The sequence below is a fragment of the Actinomyces oris genome (assembly GCF_006546825.1).
GTDB lineage: Bacteria > Actinomycetota > Actinomycetes > Actinomycetales > Actinomycetaceae > Actinomyces > Actinomyces oris.
In genome coordinates this window covers 180,468-203,317 of record NZ_VICC01000006.1, presented here as the reverse complement: position 1 = coordinate 203,317, position 22,850 = coordinate 180,468, and the positions used below count along the sequence as shown (strand labels likewise).

Annotated in this window: 21 protein-coding genes; 1 reads left to right on the top strand and 20 read right to left on the bottom strand. The window is 68.5% G+C overall.

All coding sequences use genetic code 11. The annotated features are described in order from the left end of the window. Complete coding sequence (locus FK267_RS08375; protein WP_141406923.1) at positions 1–873, bottom strand: MerR family transcriptional regulator; 873 nt, start codon at positions 871–873, stop codon at positions 1–3. Positions 874–1,043: 170 nt separating this feature from the next. On the opposite strand from FK267_RS08375, the gene FK267_RS08370 reads away from it, so the two are divergent. Then, a complete protein-coding gene (locus FK267_RS08370; RefSeq protein ID WP_141406922.1) occupies positions 1,044–1,637 on the top strand; it encodes a hypothetical protein in 594 nt (197 codons plus the stop codon). A gap of 813 nt (positions 1,638–2,450) precedes the next feature. Here FK267_RS08370 and FK267_RS08365 read toward each other — a convergent pair. The 19 genes from FK267_RS08365 to thrS all read right to left on the bottom strand — a co-directional run bounded on the left by FK267_RS08365 (position 2,451) and on the right by thrS (position 22,818). Then, a complete protein-coding gene (locus tag FK267_RS08365) occupies positions 2,451–4,775 on the bottom strand; it encodes a RelA/SpoT family protein (RefSeq protein WP_009747358.1) in 2,325 nt (774 codons plus the stop codon). 144 nt (positions 4,776–4,919) lie between these two features. Beyond that, positions 4,920–5,477, bottom strand: a complete 558-nt coding sequence (locus FK267_RS08360; RefSeq protein ID WP_004564814.1) for an adenine phosphoribosyltransferase — start codon at positions 5,475–5,477, stop codon at positions 4,920–4,922. After that, positions 5,474–6,577: a protein translocase subunit SecF gene (gene secF / locus FK267_RS08355; RefSeq protein ID WP_141406921.1), complete on the bottom strand. Its 1,104-nt coding sequence runs from the start codon at positions 6,575–6,577 to the stop codon at positions 5,474–5,476. The genes FK267_RS08360 and secF overlap by 4 nt, the downstream gene beginning before the upstream one ends. Continuing rightward, positions 6,574–8,637 carry a protein translocase subunit SecD gene (gene secD / locus FK267_RS08350; protein WP_141406920.1) on the bottom strand — a complete coding sequence of 688 codons (2,064 nt, stop codon included), beginning with the start codon at positions 8,635–8,637 and terminating at the stop codon, positions 6,574–6,576. Before secD ends, secF begins: the two co-directional genes overlap by 4 nt. Positions 8,638–8,844: 207 nt before the next feature. After that, positions 8,845–9,207 carry a preprotein translocase subunit YajC gene (gene yajC / locus FK267_RS08345; protein WP_004564811.1) on the bottom strand — a complete coding sequence of 121 codons (363 nt, stop codon included), beginning with the start codon at positions 9,205–9,207 and terminating at the stop codon, positions 8,845–8,847. A 175-nt stretch (positions 9,208–9,382) separates the two neighbouring features. Next, positions 9,383–10,423, bottom strand: a complete 1,041-nt coding sequence (ruvB, locus tag FK267_RS08340; RefSeq protein ID WP_004564810.1) for a Holliday junction branch migration DNA helicase RuvB — start codon at positions 10,421–10,423, stop codon at positions 9,383–9,385. Beyond that, positions 10,416–11,069, bottom strand: coding sequence for a Holliday junction branch migration protein RuvA (gene ruvA, locus FK267_RS08335; protein ID WP_141406919.1), 654 nt, complete (start codon positions 11,067–11,069; stop codon positions 10,416–10,418). Before ruvA ends, ruvB begins: the two co-directional genes overlap by 8 nt. A 114-nt stretch (positions 11,070–11,183) precedes the next feature. Continuing rightward, the gene (locus tag FK267_RS08330; RefSeq protein ID WP_101558115.1) at positions 11,184–11,789 is read right to left on the bottom strand and encodes a crossover junction endodeoxyribonuclease RuvC; all 606 of its coding nucleotides are present in this window, start codon (positions 11,787–11,789) and stop codon (positions 11,184–11,186) included. A 70-nt stretch (positions 11,790–11,859) separates the two neighbouring features. Further along, positions 11,860–12,624, bottom strand: coding sequence for a YebC/PmpR family DNA-binding transcriptional regulator (locus FK267_RS08325; protein ID WP_004564807.1), 765 nt, complete (start codon positions 12,622–12,624; stop codon positions 11,860–11,862). A gap of 44 nt (positions 12,625–12,668) precedes the next feature. Continuing rightward, the gene (gene pdxT / locus FK267_RS08320; RefSeq protein ID WP_020991492.1) at positions 12,669–13,406 is read right to left on the bottom strand and encodes a pyridoxal 5'-phosphate synthase glutaminase subunit PdxT; all 738 of its coding nucleotides are present in this window, start codon (positions 13,404–13,406) and stop codon (positions 12,669–12,671) included. A 9-nt stretch (positions 13,407–13,415) separates the two neighbouring features. Beyond that, positions 13,416–14,069: an NUDIX hydrolase gene (locus FK267_RS08315; RefSeq protein ID WP_101558114.1), complete on the bottom strand. Its 654-nt coding sequence runs from the start codon at positions 14,067–14,069 to the stop codon at positions 13,416–13,418. Further along, positions 14,066–14,968: a pyridoxal 5'-phosphate synthase lyase subunit PdxS gene (gene pdxS, locus FK267_RS08310; RefSeq protein ID WP_004564804.1), complete on the bottom strand. Its 903-nt coding sequence runs from the start codon at positions 14,966–14,968 to the stop codon at positions 14,066–14,068. The genes FK267_RS08315 and pdxS overlap by 4 nt, the downstream gene beginning before the upstream one ends. 163 nt (positions 14,969–15,131) lie before the next feature. Next, the gene (locus FK267_RS08305; protein ID WP_141406917.1) at positions 15,132–16,433 is read right to left on the bottom strand and encodes a PrsW family intramembrane metalloprotease; all 1,302 of its coding nucleotides are present in this window, start codon (positions 16,431–16,433) and stop codon (positions 15,132–15,134) included. A 4-nt stretch (positions 16,434–16,437) separates the two neighbouring features. Further along, on the bottom strand, positions 16,438–17,205 hold the full coding sequence (locus tag FK267_RS08300) for a hypothetical protein (protein ID WP_141406916.1): 768 nt from the start codon (positions 17,203–17,205) through the stop codon (positions 16,438–16,440). Positions 17,206–17,237: 32 nt separating this feature from the next. Continuing rightward, the gene (locus tag FK267_RS08295) at positions 17,238–18,419 is read right to left on the bottom strand and encodes a glycosyltransferase family 4 protein (protein ID WP_141406915.1); all 1,182 of its coding nucleotides are present in this window, start codon (positions 18,417–18,419) and stop codon (positions 17,238–17,240) included. Next, a complete protein-coding gene (locus FK267_RS08290; protein WP_141406914.1) occupies positions 18,416–19,414 on the bottom strand; it encodes a phosphatidylinositol mannoside acyltransferase in 999 nt (332 codons plus the stop codon). Before FK267_RS08290 ends, FK267_RS08295 begins: the two co-directional genes overlap by 4 nt. Continuing rightward, a complete protein-coding gene (gene pgsA / locus FK267_RS08285; protein ID WP_075379222.1) occupies positions 19,411–20,043 on the bottom strand; it encodes a phosphatidylinositol phosphate synthase in 633 nt (210 codons plus the stop codon). The genes FK267_RS08290 and pgsA overlap by 4 nt, the downstream gene beginning before the upstream one ends. 116 nt (positions 20,044–20,159) lie before the next feature. Next, entirely contained in the window at positions 20,160–20,774 is a 615-nt protein-coding gene (locus tag FK267_RS08280; RefSeq protein ID WP_075379221.1) for an HIT family protein, read from the bottom strand. After that, positions 20,767–22,818 carry a threonine--tRNA ligase gene (gene thrS, locus FK267_RS08275; RefSeq protein WP_141406913.1) on the bottom strand — a complete coding sequence of 684 codons (2,052 nt, stop codon included), beginning with the start codon at positions 22,816–22,818 and terminating at the stop codon, positions 20,767–20,769. Before thrS ends, FK267_RS08280 begins: the two co-directional genes overlap by 8 nt. Positions 22,819–22,850 lie beyond the last annotated feature (32 nt).

The following is a 22,850-nucleotide window of genomic DNA, read 5'->3' as shown; positions in this document are numbered from 1 at the left end:
CTACTCCCAGGTGGCGGTTTCTGGATCCACTCCCTCAGAGCTGGCGCAGGCGTCGATGACGTCCTTGAGCCAGGCCGCCAGACCCGGTGCGCGCTTGTCGTAGTAGCGGGCATAGCGTTCGTCCGCCACATAGCCGCGGGCGATAATGACCTGCTTGGAGGTGGAGACCTCGAACCACCGGTTGAAGTCCTTGCGGTGCCACCGCGCCAAGGCATTGGCCTCGGGGCTGCCCGGTTCGACGCCGTTGCGCATCGCCTCGGCAAGCGCGGTCTCCAGAGCGACAGTCTCCTCGTGCGCCCGCTCCCAGTCGGCGCGAGACATCCGAGCCTTGCGTTGGTAGGACTCGGCCCACTCCGGTGTATCACCCCACCGGACGCGGGCCTCCTCGACATAGACGGGGTCCCAGTCGGTCCCCCAGATCTCCGCCATCTCAGCCACGGAGATCCTCGCTCCCAACTGATGTATATCGATCACCATGTCGATGGAGCTGAGCTTGTGCTGGAGGTGGGAGATCTGTCCTTGCACCAGCTCGCGCTGACGGCGCAGGTGCGTCAGTGCATCGGCGCCCGGCTCGTCAAGGACTGCCTTGATGTCGGCCAGGCTCATGCCGGTCTGCCGGTAGACGAGGACCTGCTGGATGCGCATGATGTCCGCCTCGCTGTAGAGCCGGTAGCCGGCGGCACTGCGCCGGGAGGGATGCACCAGGCCGGACTCGTCCCAGTGATGCAGCGCCCTGACGCTGACGCCCAGGAGCGTTGAGACCTCTCCGACCGTCATGGCGATGTCAGCATCGTCCGACACGGCATCGACCGTGGCCTCGGCTGTCGTGCCAGGCCTTTCAGCTCCAGCATGACGCTCTTGAGAGTCCTTCACCGTAGTCTCCTTCCTCAGTACTGGCTCCACCTGGCGCGTGTCCGGGTGCGTGTCATCCACCGTGGAGCCTCCCGCCGCGTGAGGGTCAATTCCGCGCGGTCACCACGAGGTTATCCACAGGCGGCCGGTTCACTGTGGCGCCCGCGGCCGGTTGACGTCCACGATGGCATATGGCTCGTTTTGTCCCGGTACCCGGCCACGCCGCCGTGGCCCACCTGTCCGCCCGCCCGCTGACCCCGGTTCTGGGCACGCTTCCGCCCCAGGATATGCAGGTACTCAGGTGCGCCGGGCTCGACCCCCGGCTGCTGGTCAACATTCTGGGCAACTTGCAACCGGCCGACACGCTGCGCTCGGCCGAGGGACGTATGCGGGCCATTGCCGCTGCGCTGCCCTGCCGAGGTGTGCTTCTGGCGAGCACTGCCCTGTGGGTGCACGTCGGTGGGCCCCCGCCCGACTCCCTGGAGGTGAGCCTGCCCGGCGGTCGTCGGAGTCGACTGCCCTACCTGGTGACTAAACGAGGTCGGCTGCCTCACTGCGACACGACCGTGATCGGGGGTATCACCTGCGCCACGATCGCCCGAGCCGCCGTCGACATCGCCCGTCTGGGGACACCGGTGCAGGCTGTGCAAGCCATCCTGACCGCCCGCAACCACGGAGTGAGCCGAGTCCGTCTCCTGCTCACGCTCAATCACTGTCGCGGGGCTGCCAGCAGAGGCTGCCCGCGGGCGCAGCACATCATCGAGTCCGTCGCATTCCGCCAGTAAACAGCGACACATTCTCGAAGAACATTGATTCACGTCACCACCGCAAGCACCAGCCAAAGCCTTCATGACGCCCTCAGTGACGCTGTTCATGGCTCCCAGTAGAAGAAACTCATGTTGTTATTCCATTCCCTTTCGGTCGTGCTATGATGCTCGCCATCCTCATGAGGTCGAGATTGGACCACTTTGAACGAGTGACAGGCTCCACATGTCAGAAAATGGCGTTGCACGATCAAGACCGCCACAGCATCAGTTGCTCGGCGGCGGAGGGGTATTACTCGTCGGCCTGGCCTGCCTCTGGCTCGGCTGCAGGCGATGGGTCACCCCTTCATTTTCTGACGATGACGCCGGCGTCGCCACCATATGGCTCGTGTGCGCCGCCATCCTTATTGGTTTAGGGGCTGGAGTGGCCTTCCAAACATTCGTGAACTACGTCGAGGTCGGGCCAGGATTCGTCAAGAAACGCTCCTTCCTTGGCAGAACAACTCGAATCGATTTTGGAGACATAACAGCATACTCATATAATTACTCAATTACTCGGCGGCAGACCCGAAACCTTGTCATACACTCTTCCGATCGACGCAAGATCAAATTCTCACCCAAAGATTACCAAGGGGAGCATGTGACATCAGTCATCGCCTTTCGCCTTCGCAATAATCGTTGGCCATCCTTGCTGGATGAATTCGACCAGCTTGCCGTGATGGAGGCAGCTGCACATGGCTCTGGAGACTCCTACTTACGAAGAGTCCATAGTGCCAGACTGAATGTCACGTAACGATCAGTAGTCACGTGGCACCCACTCGTCCCCATTCCTCTTCATCGACGACGTGTCGTGGACAGGCTTCTGCGCGCCTCGAAGACGCCGTCGATGCGCCGCAGGGCCGCCAGCGTGTGGTCCAGGTGCCCGACCTCGGCCAGCTCGACGACGAACCGCCCGGTGACGACCCGGTCACGGCTCGTGGCGATGGAGGCGCTCACCAGGTTGACGTGGCTGTCTGCCAGCGCTCGGGTGATGTCGGCGAGCAGGCCCCCGCGGTCCAGGGCCTCGACCTCCACCTGGACCAGGTAGGCCGACTGGGCGTGGTCCGCCCAGGAGACGGTGATGAGGCGCTCGGGCTCACGCTGGAGCTGTTCGACGTTCTGGCAGTCGGCCCGGTGCACTGAGACACCCGAACCGCGGGTGATGAAGCCGACGATGGGATCACCCGGCATGGGGGTGCAGCAGCGCGCCAGCTTGACGTAGACGTCGCCCTCGTCCATACCGGCGACGACGACTCCGGCGTCGGCCGTACGCGGCCGGCGGTGCGTCGTGGCCCGGGTGGGCAGGATCCCCTCCGCGAGGGTCTCCTCGGCGCCGTCCTCCCCGCCCATGGTGGCCACCAGGGTGTCGACGACGTGCTGGGCCGACACGTGTCCCTCACCCACCGCGGCGTACAGGCCGTCAATGTCGACCTTGTCGAGGGTCTTGGCCACGTTCATGAGGGTCTCGTGGCTCATGAGGCGCTGCAGGGGAAGGTTCTGCTTGCGCAGGGTGCGGGCGATGGCGCCCTTGCCCTCCTCGATGGCCTCCTCACGACGCTCCTTGGAGAACCACGAACGTATCTTGTTGCGGGCCCGGGTGGAGGCGACGAAGGAGAGCCAGTCGCGCGAGGGTCCGGCGTTGATGGCCTTGGAGGTGAAGACCTCCACCGTGTCACCGTTCTCCAGACGCGTGTCCAGGGGCACCAGTCGGCTGTTGACGCGTGCACCCACGGTGCGGTGGCCGACCTCGGTGTGGACGGCGTAGGCGAAGTCCACCGGGGTGGCTCCCGCCGGCAGTGCGAGGACATCACCCCGGGGGGTGAAGACGTAGACCTGGTCCCCGGCCATCTCGTAGCGCAGGGCGTCGAGGAACTCGGTGGGGTCCTGGGTCTCCTTCTGCCAGTCGACGAGCTGACGCAGCCAGCCCATGTCGCCCTGGTCGGAGTCTCCGGGCCTGCCTCCCAGGGCGCTGGGGCCCGAGGCGTTGGGGTCCTCCTTGTAGCGCCAGTGCGCGGCCACGCCGTACTCGGCCATGCGGTGCATCTCGTGGGTGCGGATCTGAATCTCCACCGGCTTGCCACCCGGCCCGACGACAGTCGTGTGCAGCGACTGGTAGAGGTTGAACTTGGGGACGGCGATGTAGTCCTTGAAGCGCCCGCTCATGGGGGTCCAGCGCGAGTGCAGGGAGCCGAGCACCGCGTAGCAGTCCTGGACGGTGTCGACGATGACTCGCAGCGCCACCAGGTCGTAGATATCGTCGAAGTCCTTCCCCCGCACGATCATCTTCTGGTAGATCGAGTAGTAGTGCTTGGGCCGTCCGGTCACGGCGCCCTTGATCTTGTTGACCCTCAGGTCCTCCTCGATCTGGAGTCGGACCTGACGCAGGTACTCCTCACGAGCCGGGGCACGCTCGGCCACCATGTGCTCGATCTCCTCGTACACGCCCGGGTAGAGGGCCTTGAAGGACCGGTCCTCCAGCTCCCACTTGATCGTGTTCATCCCCAGACGGTGGGCCAGGGGCGCATAGATCTCCAGGGTCTCCTTGGCCTTGCGGGCGGCGTTCTCCGCGGAGACGTACTTCCAGGTGCGGGCGTTGTGAAGGCGGTCGCCGAGCTTGATGACCAGCACCCGGATGTCCTTGGACATCGCGATAATCATCTTGCGCACCGTCTCGGCCTGGGCGGCCTCACCGTACTGGAGCTTGTCGAGCTTGGTGACGCCGTCGACGAGCAGGCTGATCTCGTCGCCGAAGTCGGCGCGCAGACGCTCGAGGGTGTAGTCGGTGTCCTCCACGGTGTCGTGCAGGACGGCAGCCGCCAGCGTCTGGGCCGTCATTCCCAGCTCGGCCAGGATGGTTGCCACTGCCACCGGGTGGGTGATGTAGGGCTCCCCCGACTTGCGTCGCTGACCGGAGTGAGCCTTCTCCGCCACTTCGTAGGCGCGCACGATGAGGCTCGTGTCGGCCTTGGGGTGGTTGGCGCGCACCGCGCGCAGCAGCGGCTCGATGGCCGCCGGTGTGGAGTGTCCCCGGGAGCCGAACCACGCCAGTCGGCTGCGCACGCGCGAGCCGGGAACAACACTGTCACCTGACGTGTCCGGGGTGTTCTTCGTCTCCGTCATTGACGCATCATATAGCGGCCGGCACACCGAGGCGTGCCGGCGCTGCCGGTGACCGTGCGGTGTCACGTCCTTCAGGATCACGACACCGCACGAGAAACAGCCCCGGCTACCCGTCGAGCAGCGGGCCTGCGACGAGCTGCCGCCTCAGAAGATGACGATCGAGTCGACCTCACGCCCCTGGAGCTGGCGGCGACCGCCCAGATCGGACAGCTCCAGCAGCATGCAGATGGCCTCCACCGTGGCGCCGGCCTGCTCAATGAGGGAGATGGAGGCGGCGGCCGTCCCACCGGTGGCCAGCACGTCGTCGATGACCAGGACACGCGCACCCTTGGTGACGGTCTCGGGCCTCAGCTCCATCCGGGCCGTGCCGTACTCGAGTGCGTAGTCCACACCGATGACCGGGCCGGGCAGCTTGCCGCCCTTGCGCACCGTAATCATGCCGACCCCGAGTCGAACCGCCAAGGGCGCCGCCAGGATGAAGCCGCGCGACTCGAGCCCCGCGATCGCATCGATCCGACCCCGGTAGTGATCGGCCAGCCCCTCGACGAGAGCGGCGAAGGCCTGCCCATCGGCCAGGAGCGGAGTGATGTCCCGGAAGAGGACCCCCGGCTCGGGGAAGTCGGGAATCTCGCGCAAGTGGCTCATGACCAGCCTGGTCAGAGACTCGGGCACCGACTCGGAATGGGCCACGGGAGCGGTCATCTGCGCTTCTTCTTCCTTTTCGGCTGAGCCGCCACGCCGAGGTGGTGGCCGGGAGTGACTGGTGAGGCGGCCGGAGCCGCGTCAATCTTAGCCAGTTCTTCGGCGTCGTCACCGGCCTCGTCCCGACGGTGCTGGCGCGCCGCGGCGACCTTGGCGGCCTGCTCCTTGATGCGCGTCTCACGTGAGCGCAGGTCCACCAGGAGGGGGGTGGCCAGGAAGATCGAGGACAGGGTTCCGGCGATCATGCCGATGAACAGCGTCAGGGCGATGTCGCGCAGCGTTCCCGCCCCCAGGATGAAGGCGCCGACGAACAGCAGCGAGGCCACCGGGAGCACGCCGACCACGGAGGTGTTGATCGAGCGGATGAAGGTCTGGTTGACCGCCAGGTTCGCCAGCTCGGCGTAGGTGGATCGGCTCTGGGACTCGAAGTCCTCGGTGTTCTCCCGGATCTTGTCGAAGACCACCACCGTGTCGTAGAGGGAGTAGCCCAGAATCGTCAGCACACCGATGATCGTGGCCGGAGTGACCTCGAATCCGGACAGGGCGTAGATGCCCACGGTGACGATGATGTCGTGGCACAGGGCGAGCAGGGCCGCCGCCGCCATCTTCCAGGTGCGGAAGTACGCCCAGATGAGCAGTCCGACGAAGATGAAGAACAGGACCAGTCCTCGAACCGCCTTCTTCGTGACGTCGGAGGACCAGGTCGGTCCCACAGTCGTCGCTGAGACATTGGAGGCGTCGGTCTTGTAGGCGGTGGCGAGCTGACCGGCCAGCGAGTCGAGGCGCTGCTTGCTCAGCTCAGAGGTCTGCACCCTCACCGACGACGAGCCCATGGTCGTCACCGAGGAACCGGCCGCCAGGTCGCTCTTGGAGAGGACCTCGTTGGCGGGACGCTCTGAGGGGGAGGACAGCCCCGTGATCGTGATCTCCGAACCGCCCTTGAAGTCGATGCCCGGAGTCAGTCCCACGGTGCCCAGGAGCGTGGCCGAGCCAAGAATGATGACGACGGCGATGAGGTACCAGATCTTCCGTTTGCCGACGAAGGGGATGGATGTCTTGGCCGAGTAGAGCTCGTTACCGAGCGTGGCGAGAGACTTCACTTCGTCTCACCGTCCTTTCCCTTGTCGGCCGCGGCATCGACCGCGTCACCGTCCTGCTGCTCAGCCTCATCGTCGGCGGCCTCGCCGCCGGACTCCTCAGCCGCGTCCTCCGTGCTCTCAGCGTTTCTGCGGGCCTCGGCCTTGCGACGCGCCAGCGACCCGGTCACGCGGTCGGCGACGGCCTCGCGCCCCTTGCCGTAGGTCGAGGACGTCGCCCCGAGGTGCTCGGGGTCGAGGCCGGAGAGGCGGTGCCCCTCGCCGAAGAAGCGGAATCGGACGATCCACTCCATCATCGGGTGGGTGAACAGGATGATGATGGCCAGGTCCACGCACGTGGTCACCCCCAGGGTGAAGGCGAATCCCTGCACCCCGCCGACGGCCAGGAAGTACAGGACGATCGCGGCCACGAGGTTGACGGCGTCGGAGACGAGGATCGTGCGCCTGGCGTGCTTCCATCCCTCATCGATCGCGGTCCTCAGGGTCCGCCCCTGACGCACCTCGTCACGGACGCGCTCGAAGTAGATGATGAAGGAGTCGACTGTGATGCCGATGGAGATGATGAGTCCGGCCACCCCCGCCAGGGACAGGCGGTACCCCATGGTCGCGCTCAGGGCCGCGATGACCAGGTAGGTGCCGGCTGCTGCCACCACCAGGGAGGCCACGGCCACCACCGCCAGGCCGCGGTACTGCCAGGCCAGGTAGAGGATGATGAGGGCGAAGCCGATGAGCCCGGCGATCAGGCCGTTGCGCAGCTGCTCGGTTCCCAAGGTGGCGGAGATCTGCTGCTCGGACTGCACCGTGAAGCTCAGCGGCAGCGAGCCGAAGGAGAGCTGGTTGGCCAGCGTGTTGGCCTGGTTCTGGCTGAAGCCACCGGTGATCTGGACCCGTCCGTCGGTGATCGGCGAGTGGACGGTCTCGTTGAAGCCGGAGGCCATGATGGTCAGCCCGTCCAGGACGATGGCGAACTGGGCCTTGGCCTGGCTGTCCTGGTTCTGAGCGCCCTGAGCCCCCTGCGCGCCGGCGGCACTGGCCTGGTCGCGGTAGGCCAGCAGCCGCTTGGACATCTCGGCGAACTTCTTGGTGCCGTCGGCGTTGAAGGCCAGCGAGACGACCCACTGCCGGGTGGCCTGTCCTCGCGAGTCGGTCTCCAGGCCCGAGTTGGCGCTCTTGAGCTCGGTGCCGGTGATCTCGGCCGGGCCGAGGATGTAGGCGCCTTGGTGCTGGGAGCCGGCCTCCTTGGAGCAGGAGATGACGGCGACCTTGGGGTCCTGCGTCTGACCGGTGAGGTTCTTCGGGTCGGAGCAGTCGGTCATGTAGCCGTCGTAGAGGAGCTTCTCGGTGATCCAGGAGTCCGACGAGTTCGTCTTGTCCTGAGCGGGGAGCGGGTCGGAGGAGATGACCCCGTCCTGGTTGACGTCCGCCAGCTGCTTGGCGATCTCCTCGGGAGTCCTGGGCTGTGCCGTCGACTGGGCCGTGGGCTGCGCGGTGGGGGCCGGAGTCGCGGCCGGCTGCTCGCCCTGGCCCGAACCCTCCTCGGCGCCCTCGGAGTCCGCCGCCGGCTGAGTCGCCTCGCTGCTGGCGCTCGGGCTGGACTGAGCCGCCTGCGCCGGGGTCGGCCCACCAGAGGGGTTCTGGCTGGCGATGTTCTTGGCGGCCTGCTGGGCGCTGCCCGGCAGGATGCGCAGGACCGGGCGGAAGTACATGACGGCCGAGGTGCGCACCAGCTCCAGGGTGGCCTGGCTGGGTTTACCGGGCAGCGAGACAACGATGTTCTGACCGCCCTGGCGGGAGATCTGCGCCTCGGAGACACCGGAGGCGTCCACGCGCTGGCGGATCACCTCGATGGCCTGCTCGACGTCGTTGTCACTGATCGCCGAGCCGTCGGAGGTGGTGGGCGTCAGGATGAGCTGGGTCCCGCCCTCCAGATCGAGGGCGAGGCCGGGGGTGAGCGAGGCCTTGTGCCTCATGCTTCCCGCCACGAGCGCACCGAAGCCGATGGCGAGGACGAGGATGAACATCAGGAGGCGGCGCCCTGGGCGCTTTCGCTGCTTACTGGACACGTGGTCCCTTCCTGGAGTGGAGTGTGCTCGAGCACATGGCCCGAAGGCTGAGGTGAGTGTGGGGTAGGGATGCTTGGCGGGCACCACCATGAGACGCACCGTTTCCGGTGGACTCGGCGAGTCTGGTCGCCAGGCGCGGGTGGGGTGTGCAGGGCTCCGCGGGGAGCCGCCGCGCTCACATCGTGGCAGAGCGCTCGGTTCGCGACATCAGGACTGCGGCTCGGCCGCGTCCTGCTCGGAGTCCTGGATGTCGTTGTCAGTCTGCTCGACGTCGGAGCCGGACTCCTCGTGGGCGGAGGCGGAGCCGAAGGGCGGCTCCTCGATGGCGGCGATCGCCCGCTTGCTCCACAGAGTCTCGTCGCCCAGCGGCGTGGCCAGGGTGACCACGTCGCCGTCGACCTCGACAACCGTGCCGTAGAAGCCGCCAATGGTGCGAACCCAGTTGCCGGGTACCAGGCCCTTCTCGGTACGGCGCTTCTGCTCCTCCTGCATCGCGCGCTGCCGGCGGCTGACGAACCACATCATCAGGAGCATCCCGATGAGCATGATCCAGATGAAATACGACGACATGGAGGCCTCTTCCGTTTCGACTAGGCAGTCCCGGCTGATGCAGACCTACGACTGTCACAGGCCGGCGGTGGCGAGTCTATGGCACGCGGGCCAGAGCCTTACCGACCGTTGGCGAGTGGTCGGGCACAACTGGGTACCAACCGGTTACAAAATGGTCACATTACCCGGTTGTCGCTCAGGAGAACAATGATCCGTCGGCAGGGGGCTCGAGTCCCAGATGGGTGTAGGCCGCCGGCGTGGCCGCCCGCCCCCGCGGGGTGCGCACCACGAGCCCCTCTCGCACCAGGTAGGGCTCGGCCACGGTCTCCACCGTCTCGGGCTCCTCCCCCACGCTGACTGCCAGCGTCGTCAGCCCCACCGGGCCGCCGCCGAACCGGGTGCACAGTGCCTCAAGCACCTGGCGGTCCAGACGATCCAGGCCCAGGGCGTCGACCTCGAAGACATCCAGGGCGCCACGCGCCGCCTCCAGGTCCAGCCGACCGGGACGCCCGTGCACCTCCGCCCAGTCCTGGACCCGGCGCAGCAGCCGGTTGGCGATTCGGGGCGTGCCGCGTGAGCGTGAGGCCAGCTCCTTGGCGGCGTCCGCCTCCAGGCTCACCCCCAGCAGCCCCGCGCTGCGCGTGAGGATACGGGTGAGCTCGCCCGGCCCGTAGTAGTCGAGGTGCCCGGTGAAGCCGAAGCGGTCCCGCAGCGGCGCGGGCAGCAGCCCCGCTCTCGTGGTGGCTCCAACGACGGTGAAGGGGGGCAGGGACAGGGGGATGGAGGTGGCGCCGGGTCCCTTTCCCACGACGATGTCGACCCGGAAGTCCTCCATCGCCAGGTAGAGCATCTCCTCGGCGGTGCGTGCCAGGCGGTGGATCTCATCAATGAACAGCACATCCCCCTCCTCCAGGGAGGACAGGATGGCCGCGAGGTCTCCGGCGTGCTGGATGGCCGGCCCCGAGGTCAGGCGCAGAGAACCGTCCACCTCGGCGGCGATAATCATGGCCAGGGTGGTCTTGCCCAGCCCAGGCGGCCCCGAGAGCAGAACGTGGTCAGCGGTCACTCCACGGGCCAGGGCCGAGCGCAGCACCACCGAGAGCTGGCCTCGCACCACCTCCTGCCCGGTGAAGTCCTCCAGGCGCTTAGGCCGCAGGGCCGCCTCGGCGGCGCGCTCGGTGGCGTCGGCACCGCCACCGACCAGGCGCTGCCCATCGAGCTCATCGGGCTCAGCCACGGTGCCCGCCCCCCAGCCACCTCAAGGAGGCCCGCAGCACCGCCGCCATGTCCGGCTCCTGGCCCCCATCGGCGGCATCAGCCGTCACGGAGGAGACCGCCTGCTGCGCGCTGGCCTCGTTCCAGCCGAGCTGCACCAGGGCGGCGACCACGTCCGCGTGGGGCTCGGGACCGCCGTCGCTCATCGCCTCCACCCCCTGCGCGCTCTGCGCAACAGTCTGCGCGGCCCCCAGATCGTCCCCGGTGACAGGGCCCAGCTTGTCGGCCACGTCCAGGATGACGCGCTGAGCGCCCTTGGGTCCCAGGCCGGGTACCCGCGTGAGGGCGGCGACGTCCTGGGAGGCGATGGCCCGCCTGAGTGCGTTGGGCGTGTGGACGGCCAGCATCGCCAGCGCCAGCTTGGCTCCGACACCCTTGGCGCTCATCAGGGTGCGAAAGCTGTCCCTCTCGTCGGTGTCGGCGAAGCCGAACAGGGTCAGCGAGTCCTCACGGACCACCATCTCGGTGTGCACGAGGGTCTCCTCGCCGACCCTGAGGCCGGACAGCGTGGTGGGCGTGGCCTGGATACTCATGCCAACGCCGCCGGTCTCAATGACGGCGTTGGTCAGGCCGACACTGAGGACAGTGCCGCGCAGGGAGGCGATCATGGGCGACTTCTCCTGGGGTTCTCAGCGGATCGAGCGCTCTCAGGCCGCCTTGACGGACACCGACGGGGCTCGAACAGACGTTCGGATCCTAGCAGCCCGACGTCGGCGGGGTCCTCAGCGCCGCACTCGTCGCGGGTCGACGGCGCCGGTGCGCCGGGCCGCGGCCTGGGCGGCGGCCCACTGGCGCTGTGCCGGCGTGCGGGCGGAGACACGCACCGCTCCCCCTGCGGAGACCATCTCGGTGGCGTCGTCCGTGCCCGTTCCGCCCCCTCGCCAGCCGTGGCAGATCGCCTGCGCCAGGGCGTCGGCGGCGTCGGCCGGCCGGGGTGGGGCGTCGAGGCCGAGGATGCGGGTGACCATGGCCTGGACCTGAGCCTTGTCAGCCGTGCCCGAGCCCGTGACGGCGGCCTTGGCCTCACTGGGCGTGTGCTGAGCGACCTCCAGGCCCGCGCGCGCCGCCGTGGCCATCGCGGTCCCCATGACCTGGGCGACCCCGATGACCGAACGCAGGTTGTCCTGCGCGAAGACCCGCTCGATGGAGACCACCGACGGGCCCAGGCGGGCGATCCAGTCCTCAATGGCCTCCGTGATGGTCAGCAGCCTCAGCTCGGGGCTCTGGGAAGGCGGCGTGCGAACCACGCCGACCTCCACGAGGCGCACCTGACGGCGAGGGTCGACATCGACGCATCCCAGACCGCAGCGGGTCAGTCCGGGATCGATACCCAGGACCCGCTGCTGGGCGACGACGGCGCGAGCCGAGCGCGGCCGGAGGCCGGCGAGGTCCAGGGGCTCAGTCCTCGTCGCCGGCGAACTCGGCGGCCACCTCCGGGCTGAGGTCCACCGAGGTGTAGACGTTCTGGACGTCGTCGGAGTCCTCCAGGGCGTCGATGAGGCGGAAGACCTTGCGGGCTCCTTCGACGTCGACCTCCACCTTCGTGCCGGCGACGAACTGGACCTCGGCGGAGTCGTAGTCCATCCCCGCCTCCGTCAGGGCGGTACGCACGGCGACGATGTCACCGGGCTCGGAGTAGATCTCGAAGGACTCGCCCATGTCCTCGACCTCCTCGGCGCCGGCCTCCAGGACGGCCATGAGGATGGAGTCCTCGTCCACGCCGTCGGCCTTGGCGACCTCGACGACGCCCTTGCGGGTGAAGTTGTAGGCCACCGAACCGGGGTCGGCCAGGTTTCCGCCGTTGCGGGAGAAGGCCACGCGCACGTCGGAGGCGGCCCGGTTGCGGTTGTCGGTGAGGCACTCGACGAGGAAGGCGACCCCGCCGGGGCCGTAGCCCTCGTACATGATGGTCTGCCAGTCGGCGCCACCGGCCTCCTCGCCGCTGCCGCGCTTGACGGCGCGGGTGATGTTGTCCGCCGGCACCGAGTTCTTCTTGGCCTTCTGGATGGCGTCGAACAAAGTGGGGTTACCGGTGGGGTCACCACCGCCGGTGCGGGCAGCAACCTCGATGTTCTTAATGAGACGTGCGAAGAGCTTGCCGCGCTTGGCGTCGATGGCGGCCTTCTTGTGCTTGGTGGTGGCCCACTTGGAGTGACCCGACATAAGTGCTCCTTGGGAGTCGATACTGAGGGCGCTGCCGGACCTGCTCAGGCCCGGCGCGTCACCATGGAGACGAAGACGTCGTGGACCCGGTGGTCGCCTCCGACCTCCGGGTGGAAGGACGTGGCGAGCAGGGATCCTTGACGAACCGCGACGATCCTACCGCCGTCGGCCCCACCGACCCCAGCCGCACGTCCGGCGCGGGTCGTGGCGAGGATCTCGACGCCCGGGCCCACCTCCTCCACCCAGGGGGCCCGGATGAAGACGGCGCGCAGCGGTCGGTCCGGCCCCGCGCCGAGCTCCGGGGCGATGAGGTCCTCCTCGTAGGAGTCCACCTGTCGGCCGAAGGCGTTGCGGCGCACGGTCATGTCGATGCCACCCAGGAAGGCCTGACCCTCCTGAGCCCCCTCGACGCGGTCGGCCAGCATAATCATCCCGGCGCAGGACCCGTAGGCGGGCAGGCCCGCGCCGATGAGCTCGCGCAGGGGCGCAAGCATCTCGAAGGCGACCAGCAGCGTACTCATGGTGGTCGACTCCCCTCCGGGGATCACCAGGCCGTCAAGCCGGTGGCCGGGGGCCTCACCCAGATCGGCGGCGCGGCGCACCACGACGGGTCGCGCTCCGGCCGCCTCGAGGGCCAAGGAGTGCTCGCGCACGTCGCCCTGAAGGGCCAGGATCCCGACCGTGGGCCGGGAGTCGGGCGCTGCGAGCGCGGGAAAGAGCGCCCGGGGGTGGCGGGCGTCCATCGTGTGGGCCGGGCGGTGGGCGTGGCTCGGGTCAGTCATCGGGCTCCTTCAGGCGCTGGGGTCGCAGTAACGGGGAGGTTTGCTCGCGAGCTCGGCCAGGACCTCGTGGTCCACCGGATCGGTCAGGTCGAGGCACCGGCCGTTCCAGCCCGAGGCGAGCTCCTCCACGATCTCGGGCAGGCGCACCGGGTAGATCTCCTGCCCCCGCTGCTGGGCGGCCTGCAGCTGCTCGGCACTCCACCACGAGATGGAGTCGACGACGTCGCGCTCCAGGCACGTCCAGCCGTCCTTCCTGATCGGGTGCCGGGTCGGCAGGTGCAGGAGGAAGAAGATCTCGTCCTGGCGGCACGTGACTGAGGCGAAGCGGAAGATCGCCTCCCGGTGGGCGATGGGCCCCTCCAGGTCCTCCGGGGACACCTCGATCCCGGACTCCTCGACCAGCTCACGCACGGCCCCGGCACGGGGGTCCTCACCGCTGTGAAGTCCTCCTCCCGGGGTGAAGACCCAGCTGTGATCCGGGTCCGCGGCGTCGTGCCCCACCAACAGCAGTACCTCGCCGTCCTGGGTCACGGCCAGGACCCGGGCGGCCGTCCTGAAGGGCAGACCATCCTCCCCCAGGCTCCACTCGGCGGCGTCGAGGTGCTGGTCCCAGTCCTCCGGGACCAGCACCGGGTGACGCCCATCGACCAGGCGGCCGGTCACCAACCGCGTTCCGCCAGGCGGTGGGGCTCGGGAATCTCGTCGACGTTGATCCCCACCATCGCCTCGCCCAGTCCGCGCGAGACCTCGGCGATGACGTCGGGGTCGTCGAACTGCGCGGTGGCGCGCACGATGGCGGCTGCCCGCTTGGCGGGGTCGCCGGACTTGAAGATGCCCGAGCCCACGAAGACGCCCTCGGCCCCCATCTGCATCATCATGGCGGCATCGGCCGGGGTGGCGATGCCACCGGCGGTGAACAGCACGACCGGCAGGTGCCCGGTGCGAGCGACCTCGGCGACGAGCTCGTAGGGGGCGGCGAGCTCCTTGGCGGCCACGTAGAGCTCGTCCTCGGGCAGCGAGGTCAGGCGACGGATCTCATCGCGGATCGTGCGCATGTGGGTCACCGCGTTGGAGACGTCCCCGGTTCCGGCCTCCCCCTTGGAGCGGATCATGGCCGCGCCCTCGGTGATGCGGCGCAGCGCCTCACCGAGGTTGGTGGCTCCGCACACGAAAGGAACGGTGAAGGACTGCTTGTCAATGTGGTGGGCGTAGTCGGCCGGGGTAAGGACCTCGGACTCGTCGATGTAGTCCACGCCGAGGCTCTGGAGGACCTGGGCCTCCACGAAGTGACCGATACGGGCCTTGGCCATGACCGGGATGGAGACCGCCTCGATGATGCCGGTGATGAGGTCGGGGTCGCTCATGCGGGCGACGCCGCCCTGGGCTCGGATGTCGGCGGGGACGCGCTCGAGCGCCATGACGGCGACGGCTCCCGCGTCCTGGGCGATACGGGCCTGCTCGGGCGTGACGACGTCCATGATGACGCCTCCCTTGAGCATGTCCGCCATGCCGCGTTTGACGGTGAGGGTGCCGGTGCTGGGAGTGGTCTGTTCTGTACTCAATCGTGGTCCTCCGGCCGTGAGCCGCGGCCGCCGCACGGGGGCGGCAGCAACGTCTCCGAGAAAATGCTGACGCCACGCATGCTACCCCGCGCCTCCGTAACAGTCCCCGATACTCACGCAGCGAGACCTGAACCGTCGCAGGATATCCGGCTACTGCCGTCTTCTAGCCGGCCCCGAGGAAGGACCGGCGCGCCTGGCTGATCCGGTCGAGCAGCTCGGTCTCCTTGACGGACAGTTCGCCCAGATCGTGGCTGTCCACCGCCTGCTGGCGTAGCTGGGCCAGTTCCGCAGCACCTTTCTGGAAGGTGTTCATGGCCGCTGAGGCATGCAGTCCCCTGGTGGCGGCCCACCGCTTGCCCGACCGGCGCCCCGCACCGGTGGTGAGCATCTGGATTTCGGCCGGGGAGAACCAGCCGGCGCGGGCGTAGTCCTCCAGCCCGCGACGCATCGACCGGCGCTCACTCCAACGCAGCCACGAGACCAGTCCGGCGCACAGAGCGTAGAAGGGGAACTGAAGCAGCAGATACACCCCGAAGTTTGCTGCAACAAAGCCGTTCCAGGTCGCATGAAGCAAAATCGCACCGACCAGACCAACAGGAGCCATCCACGCCCAGGCGTACTGAGAGCGCCGGCGGGAGGAGACACCGATGGCCACTCCGGTGCAGGCGGTGAAGGTCAGGTGGGCAAACGGGGACAGGACCCCTCGCATGACGAAGATCGTCCCCACGTACTCCCAGCCCTGAACGAAGTAGAGAATATTCTCCACGAAGGCGAAGCCTGCGGCGGTGAACGCCGCATACACGACCCCATCGATCGTCCCATTGATCGTGCGGCGCCAGATGAGGAAGACGAACAGGACGCCCAGTCCCTTGGTCAGCTCCTCCACCAGAGGCGCTGAAATGACACCGGCCGCGTTCGGGTCCCCCATGGCCTCGGCGATGACCCGAGCCACCCAGCCGTTGACCACCAACGAGCACAGGGTGGACACGCTCGTCCCCCACAGGAACGCCACCAGGAGCGTGACCACCGTGAACACACCGGGAGGCCTGGGCTCCCAGCGGACGTACCAGAACACTCCCGCGAGCAGCATCGTGACCACCAGCACCCCGCCCAAGGGGATGAGCGCCAGCAGAAACGATGGAAGCACGACCGGACCGAAATCGTCTCGAAGCCCTGAGAAGAAGTACACGGTGAGCAGCGAGAACAGAACGATCGCGGTCAGCATGACAATCGCCCCGACCCTCGCCGGAATACCAGGTGGGATGAGGGAGGCCACCTGCTCGTGCTGCTGCCGGCCATCCTCAGGATCCGTGGCCCGCGAAGGAGGCGTGCCCTGAGTGTCACGATGAACCTGATACCGCTGCCCGACTCCGGGAAGGGGGCCGGAGTCGGCTGGGGTCCGCGGCAGGGCACTGGAGCGCCGGTATCCGGGACGGGGAGCCCAGGGACTGGGGGGCATGCTCATGGAATCACCTCGGTTGCACCTCGTCGTCGCGCTCGGGCGGCGTCTCAGGGGTGGTGTCGTCGTCGGCATCGAAGGTCTGGGGCATGGGCGCGTGCCCAGCCAGGTGACACATCCGGACGAGCAGCCGTGCCCTGAGGGCCTGGGCCTCGCTGACGTGGGTGTTGTGGAACCTGCGGGCCAGGACCAGGCGGGAGCAGGCCCGGTCCAGGCGGTTGAGCGCGGGCAGGCTCAGCGGGTCGGCGGACAGCTCGCGGCGTGCGGGCTCGCTGACCACCGTTCGCAGGACCCGACTGAGGTCGGACTCGATGAGGGCCCGACTGCGGGCGGTCGGCGCCGGGAGCGCCGCGCCGCTGGAAGCAGGATGGGAGGAGGGGATGCCCTCAAGAGGCGTGGAGGTGTCCAGACCGTCATCGACGAGCGGCCCCTCGGCGTCCAGCGCCTCGCGAGCGGCCCGGCTGAGCAGCAGGCCGGAGGCCGGATCCAGGGCGGGAACGGTGGCCAGCTCCGCTGCCGCCTCGGCCCGGTGAACGAGCTGGGCCTCAAGCGTGGCCCGAGCTCCCAGCACCTGCCGGTGCAGCCGGTCCACCCGCACCGCCCTGGCGTAGAGGGCCCACCCGACGGTCACGGCCAACCCGACCAGCAGCACGACGACGCTCCACAGCGGCGCCGTCATCGCGCCGGACTCTGTGGAGGACAGTGCCGGTAGGGCCGTGGTCGCACTGGCCGGGGTATCGACGGCCTGCGTCATGGCCGTCGTCATGCTTGCTGCCATGGTCGGTTCCTCATCACTCCTGAGATCAGCTGCTAGTCGTCCAGGGCATCGCGCAACCGGCCCAGCATGGTGCGCGAACCGGGGGCGGGCTCGACCCGGGTGTGAGCGGTGGACAGAGCCATGTCATAGACGTCGAGCACCTCGTCGGTGACCGCGGACCAGTCGTAGCGGCCGACCACCTGACTGGCCGCCTGAACGCGGGCCTGAGCGGCCGTGGCGTCCTGCAGGGTGTCGATGATGACTCGGGCCAGGTCGCTGCCGTCCTCGTTGCGGAACAGGGCCCCATAACGGCCTTCGCCAAGCACGTCCGAGAAGGCCTTGAGGTCGGAGGCGACGACCCGGGTGCCGGCGGCCATGGCCTCCACCAGGACGATGCCGAAGGACTCCCCTCCGGTCTGCGGGGCCACGTAGCAGCTGGCCGAGGCCAGCATGGCGGCCTTGTCCTCGTCGCTGACGCCACCCAGGAAGACCACGGAGTCGCCGAAGCGGGCCAGCTCCTCACGGATCTCCTGGGCCTGCCCGCGCCCTGCGATGAGGAAGCGCGCCCTGGGCACCGACTCCAGCACCGTCGGGATGGCATCGGCCAGGACCCGCAGTCCCTTGCGGGGCTCGTCCAGACGCCCCAGGAAGGAGATGGTGGGGGCCTCGTCCGTGCCCAGGAACCGGGGGTCGTCCTTGGGGGCGTCGGCGAAGGGCCTGACATTGACGCCGTTGGGAATGACGACGGCGTCGCCGCCGTGGTACTGGATGAGGGTGCGGCGGGCCTCCTCGGAGACGGCGATGCGGGCCGAGAGCTTCTCCATGAGCGGCACCGTCGCCGGGCTCAGCAGCTCACGGGCCAGCGAGCGGTCCATGGCGGCGTGGAAGGTGCCCACCACCGGCCCGGTGGCGGCCTGCAGGGCCAGCATCCCGACGCTGGGGGTGATGGGCTCATGGATGTGCAGGATGTCGAAGTCCCCGGCATCCAGCCAGCGTCGGGCCCGCCTGGCCACGAGGGCACCGAAGTTCAGCCGCGCCACCGAGCCGTTGTAGGGAATGGCGATGGAGTCACCGGCGCTGGTGACCCAGTCGGGCAGCTCGGTGTCCTGGGAGGCCGGCGCGAGGACCTGTACCTCGTGGCCGCGGCGGAAGAGCTCACCGGCCAGGTCCATGACGTGGACCTGGACGCCTCCGTGAGCGTCGAAGGAGTAGGGGCAGACGATACCGATCCTCATGCGTCCTCCTCGTGGGCGCCCTGCTGGTCGCGGGCGTGGCTGCGAGCCAGGCGCTCCTGGTCCAGGTCGGCATCGAAGACGGGCTGAAGCATGTGCCAGTCCTCGGCGTGCTCGGCAAGCAGAGGCTCCAGCGCGGCGACCCAGGCGCGCGTGTGCGCCACGACCTGCTCGCGTCCCTCCAGCTGGTGGGGCGCCGGAACCCTGCGGGCGGTCAGCACGATCCCCCAGGACGATCCAGCCCGACGGAGCCTCTGCCCGGCGAGCGGCTCGTAGTGGATCGAGGCGGCGTACAGGGGGCGTCCCAGGCGCTGAGCGATCGCCGCGGGGCCGGCTGCCACCCGTGCGGTGGCGCCGCCCAGCTGCGCGGTGATGCCGGCCGAGGACAGGTCCCGGTCCGCCAGGAGCGCGACGACGTAGTGCCCCTGGCTCGCCGCCTCAAGGAGGCGGTCGAAGACCTTCTCCCCGTGGGACTGGCCGATGATGCGCATGCCCAGTGACTGGCGGAAGGAGACGAACTGCTCGAAGAGGTCCTCGGGCTCCAGGCGCTCGGCGACGGTCAGGACGGTGGCGAGCTCACGGCAGGCCCAGGCTCCGATGAGGTCCCAGTTGCCCATGTGTGGCAGAGCCATGACGACGCTGCCGGCGCGCACGTCCTCGTGCAGCTGGGGGTCGATGTCGGTGCGCACGCGCGCCAGGATCTGCTCCGATGTGATACCGGGCAGGGCGAAGGCCTCGTAGAAGTAGCGCATGTAGGAGCGCATGCCGGCTCGGGTCGCCCGGCGCAGCGCGCGCGGTGGTGTTCCCACCGGGAGGATGCGTGAGAGGTTGCGCTCGAGCTGTCCCACCCCGGCGGTGGAGCGCCGCAGTCGCTGCCAGGCCCACAGCGCGTCGGCGACAGTGTGCGCCAGGCTGTAGCCCACCGGCGCGGGCAGGTGGCGGGTACCACGCCAGGCCAGGCGGTAGGCGTCTGAGACGGCTGGCAGGCGCACCCTCATGCCTTCTCATCCCCCTGCCGGACCTGCTGGTGGACGGCGCGCACGCGCTGGATCACGGTGATGAAGGAGGCGATCGCCACGTAGACGAGCCCCGCGGCGAGCACCCACTGGGGCGCCCCGAGCCCCACGAGGAAGGTGGAACCGAGCGCGACCAAGAGCCGGTCGGTGCGCTCGGCGATCCCCACGGAGGCGGTGGCGCCAATGGACTCGGCCCGGGCGCGGGCGTAGGGAACAGTGGCCGCCATGACGACGGCGACCAGGGCAGCCGCGACGGTCACGGTACGCAGCGCGCCGACGGGCATGGACAGAGCCGCCCAGGCCGCGAGGGATCCCAGGACGGCGCCGTCGGCGAGGCGGTCCATAGTGGAGTCCAGGAAGGCCCCGAACACCGAGCTCTTCCCGGTGGCCCGGGCCAGAATGCCGTCGAAGGAGTCGGCCACCAGCACCACGAGCAGGACCAGGGGCCCGGCCACGAAGTGCCCCTGGGGCAGCAGGGTGACCGCCGCCGTCACGGACAGAGCCGTTCCGGTGACGGTGAGCATGTTGGGAGTCACCCCGAGCCGCCCGAGCGCGAGGGCGGGTCGGGTGAACAGGGCCTTGGTCAGGCCGCGGCCGTGGTTGCCGAGCATGAGGTCCTTAACACTGGGGTGGAACTGTCTAAGAGACGGGCCGTGGTGGCACGGGACGGACTAGGACGCAGGTGCGCCCTCAGCCTGCCGGAGCACGTCGATCGAGGCCAGGGGGATCAGTCCCCGCTCTGCCCGACCGAGGCGGCCCAGGCGGCGGCGAGCATGTCCCGCTGCTCGCCGAGCAGCTGGGGAACGGGCTTGGTCCGACCGATGATGGGCATGAAGTTCGCGTCCCCCTTCCAGCGCGGCACGATGTGCTGGTGGAGGTGGGCGGCGATCCCCGCACCGGCGACCTCGCCCTGGTTCATCCCCAGGTTGAACCCGTGGGGGCGGCTCACCGAGCGCACGACGCTCATGGCCGTGGCAGTCAGCTCACCGATCTCCTGACGCTCGGCCGCGGTGGCCTCGGTCCAGTCCGAGATGTGCCGGTAGGGGCACACCAGCAGGTGACCGGTGTTGTACGGGTACAGGTTCATGATGACGTAGCTGGTCTGGCCCCGGTGGACAATGAGGGACTCCTCGTCACCGCGTTGCGGCCCGGTGCAGAACGGGCACTGTGCGGGGGTGTCATCGGAGGGCTTGTTCTGCCCCCCGATGTAGACCATGCGGTGCGGAGTCCACAGCCGCTGAAAGGCCTGCGGAGCGCCCTCGTGGTAGAAGGGAGCCTCCACCTCGACGTCGTCACCGCCCCCGGGGGCGCTGATCGTCTCTCCGGTCACGTCCTCAGTCACTGTGCAGCTTCTCCCCCGCCGGGTCGTTGATACGGGCGTCGATGACGCTGACGATGTGGGCCACGGCCTCCTTGACGGGCACGCCGTTGGTCTGTTGGCCGTCGCGGAACCGGAAGGAGACGGCGCCGGCCTCGGCGTCCTCTCCCCCGGCGATGAGGGTGAAGGGGATCTTGTCCTTGGAGGCGTTTCGGATCTTCTTGCCGAAGCGGTCGTCGGAGTGGTCCACCTCGACGCGCACCCCCTGGGCGCGCAGCTGGGCGGCGACGTCGTCAACGTAGGCGTCAAAGGCCTCGGCCACGGGGATGAGCCGGACCTGCACCGGGGAGAGCCAGGCGGGGAAGGCGCCCGCGTAGTGCTCGGTGAGTACCCCGATGAAGCGCTCCACACTGCCCAGCTTGGCCGAGTGGATCATGATGGGGCGCTGGTGGGTGCCGTCCGCGGCCGTGTACTCCAGGTCGAAGCGCTCGGGCTGGTTGAAGTCGTACTGGATGGTGGACATCTGCCAGGTCCGGCCGATGGCGTCCTTGACCTGGACCGAGACCTTGGGACCGTAGAAGGCGGCGCCGCCCGGGTCGGGAACGACCTCCAGCCCGGAGGCGTCACAGGCGTCCTGGAGGGCCTGCGTGGCAGCGGCCCAGTCGGCGTCGGATCCGATGAACTTGTCCTTCTTGGCGCCGTCCTCGTCGCGGGTGGACAGCTCGAGGTAGAAGTCGGTCAGTCCGAAGGCCTTGAGGATGGACAGGAAGAAGTCGATCTGGGCGCGGATCTCCTCGCCGGCCTGCTCCGGGGTGCAGTAGGTGTGGGAGTCGTCCTGGGTGAAGCCGCGCATGCGGGTGAGCCCGTGGACGACACCGGACTTCTCGTAGCGGTAGTCGTGGCCCATCTCGAAGAAGCGCAGCGGCAGCTCGCGGTAGGAGCGTCCGCGGGAGCGGAAGATGAGGTTGTGCATCGGGCAGTTCATGGCCTTGAGGTAGTACTCCTGGCCGGCCTTGGTGATGTTGCCCTCGGCGTCGCGCTCCTCGTCGGCGAGCATGGGCGGGAACATGGTGTCGGCGTAGTAGGGCAGGTGCCCGGAGGTGTGGAAGAGCCCGCCCTTGGAGATCTCGGGGGTGTGGACGAAGTCGAAGCCGTAGTCCTGGTGGCGGTCGACGACGTACTGCTCGATCTGGTGGCGCAGCATGGCGCCCTTGGGGTGGAAGACCACCAGGCCGGGGCCGATCTCCTCGGGGAAGGAGTAGAGGTCGAGCTCGGCGCCGAGCTTGCGGTGGTCGCGCTTGGCGGCCTCGGCCAGGCGGGTCTGGTAGGCCTTGAGATCGTCCTTGGTGGCCCAGGCGGTGCCATAGATCCGCTGGAGGGAGTCACCGGACTGGTCGCCCTTCCAGTAGGCCGACGAGGACTTGGTCAGCGCGAAGCCCTGCCCGATGAGGCGGGTCGAGGGCAGGTGGGGGCCGCGGCACAGGTCGGTCCAGGCGACGGTGCCGTCGCGTCGGACGTTGTCGTACATGGTCAGCCCGCCGGCGCCGACCTCGACCGAGGCGCCCTCGGCGCCCGCTCCCTTGGTGGTGATGAGCTCGAGCTTGTAGGGCTGGTCGGCCAGCTCCTGACGCCCCTGGTCCTCGGTGATGTCGCGGCGCACGAAGCGCTGCCCCTCCTTGACGATCCGCTTCATGCGCTTCTCGATCTCGCGCAGCATCTCGGGGGTGACGGCGTCGATGGCGCCGAAGTCGTAGTAGAAGCCGTCGGTGATGAAGGGGCCGATGCCGAGGTTGACGTCCGGGAACATCTCCTGGACGGCCTGCGCCATGACGTGGGTGGCGCTGTGGCGCAGGATGTTGAGGCCGTCCTCGCTGGCCAGGGTGATGGGCTCGACGACGGCGCCGGCCGGGACCTGGCGCTCCAGGTCCCAGGGCTCGCCGTTGACGCGCATCGCGACAACGCCGTCCTTCTTGACGGCGTCCTGCAGGAGGAGCGCCCCCGTGATGCCCGCCTCAATGGTGCGGGGCGCGCCGTCGAGGGTGATCTCAATCATGGGCTGGTCTGACACGGGTTCGTCTCCTCTGCTGCATCGGTGCGGGG

Coding starts and splice junctions, on each gene's coding strand:
- FK267_RS08370 (WP_141406922.1), top strand. CDS start 1,044: ATGGCTCGTTTTGTCCCGGTACCCGGCCACGCCGCCGTGGCCCACCTG.
- FK267_RS08365 (WP_009747358.1), bottom strand. CDS start 4,775: ATGACGGAGACGAAGAACACCCCGGACACGTCAGGTGACAGTGTTGTT.
- FK267_RS08360 (WP_004564814.1), bottom strand. CDS start 5,477: ATGACCGCTCCCGTGGCCCATTCCGAGTCGGTGCCCGAGTCTCTGACC.
- yajC (WP_004564811.1), bottom strand. CDS start 9,207: ATGTCGTCGTATTTCATCTGGATCATGCTCATCGGGATGCTCCTGATG.
- ruvA (WP_141406919.1), bottom strand. CDS start 11,069: ATGATCGCCTCCCTGCGCGGCACTGTCCTCAGTGTCGGCCTGACCAAC.
- FK267_RS08325 (WP_004564807.1), bottom strand. CDS start 12,624: ATGTCGGGTCACTCCAAGTGGGCCACCACCAAGCACAAGAAGGCCGCC.
- pdxT (WP_020991492.1), bottom strand. CDS start 13,406: ATGACTGACCCGAGCCACGCCCACCGCCCGGCCCACACGATGGACGCC.
- FK267_RS08305 (WP_141406917.1), bottom strand. CDS start 16,433: ATGAGCATGCCCCCCAGTCCCTGGGCTCCCCGTCCCGGATACCGGCGC.
- FK267_RS08300 (WP_141406916.1), bottom strand. CDS start 17,205: ATGGCAGCAAGCATGACGACGGCCATGACGCAGGCCGTCGATACCCCG.
- FK267_RS08295 (WP_141406915.1), bottom strand. CDS start 18,419: ATGAGGATCGGTATCGTCTGCCCCTACTCCTTCGACGCTCACGGAGGC.
- FK267_RS08290 (WP_141406914.1), bottom strand. CDS start 19,414: ATGAGGGTGCGCCTGCCAGCCGTCTCAGACGCCTACCGCCTGGCCTGG.
- pgsA (WP_075379222.1), bottom strand. CDS start 20,043: ATGCTCGGCAACCACGGCCGCGGCCTGACCAAGGCCCTGTTCACCCGA.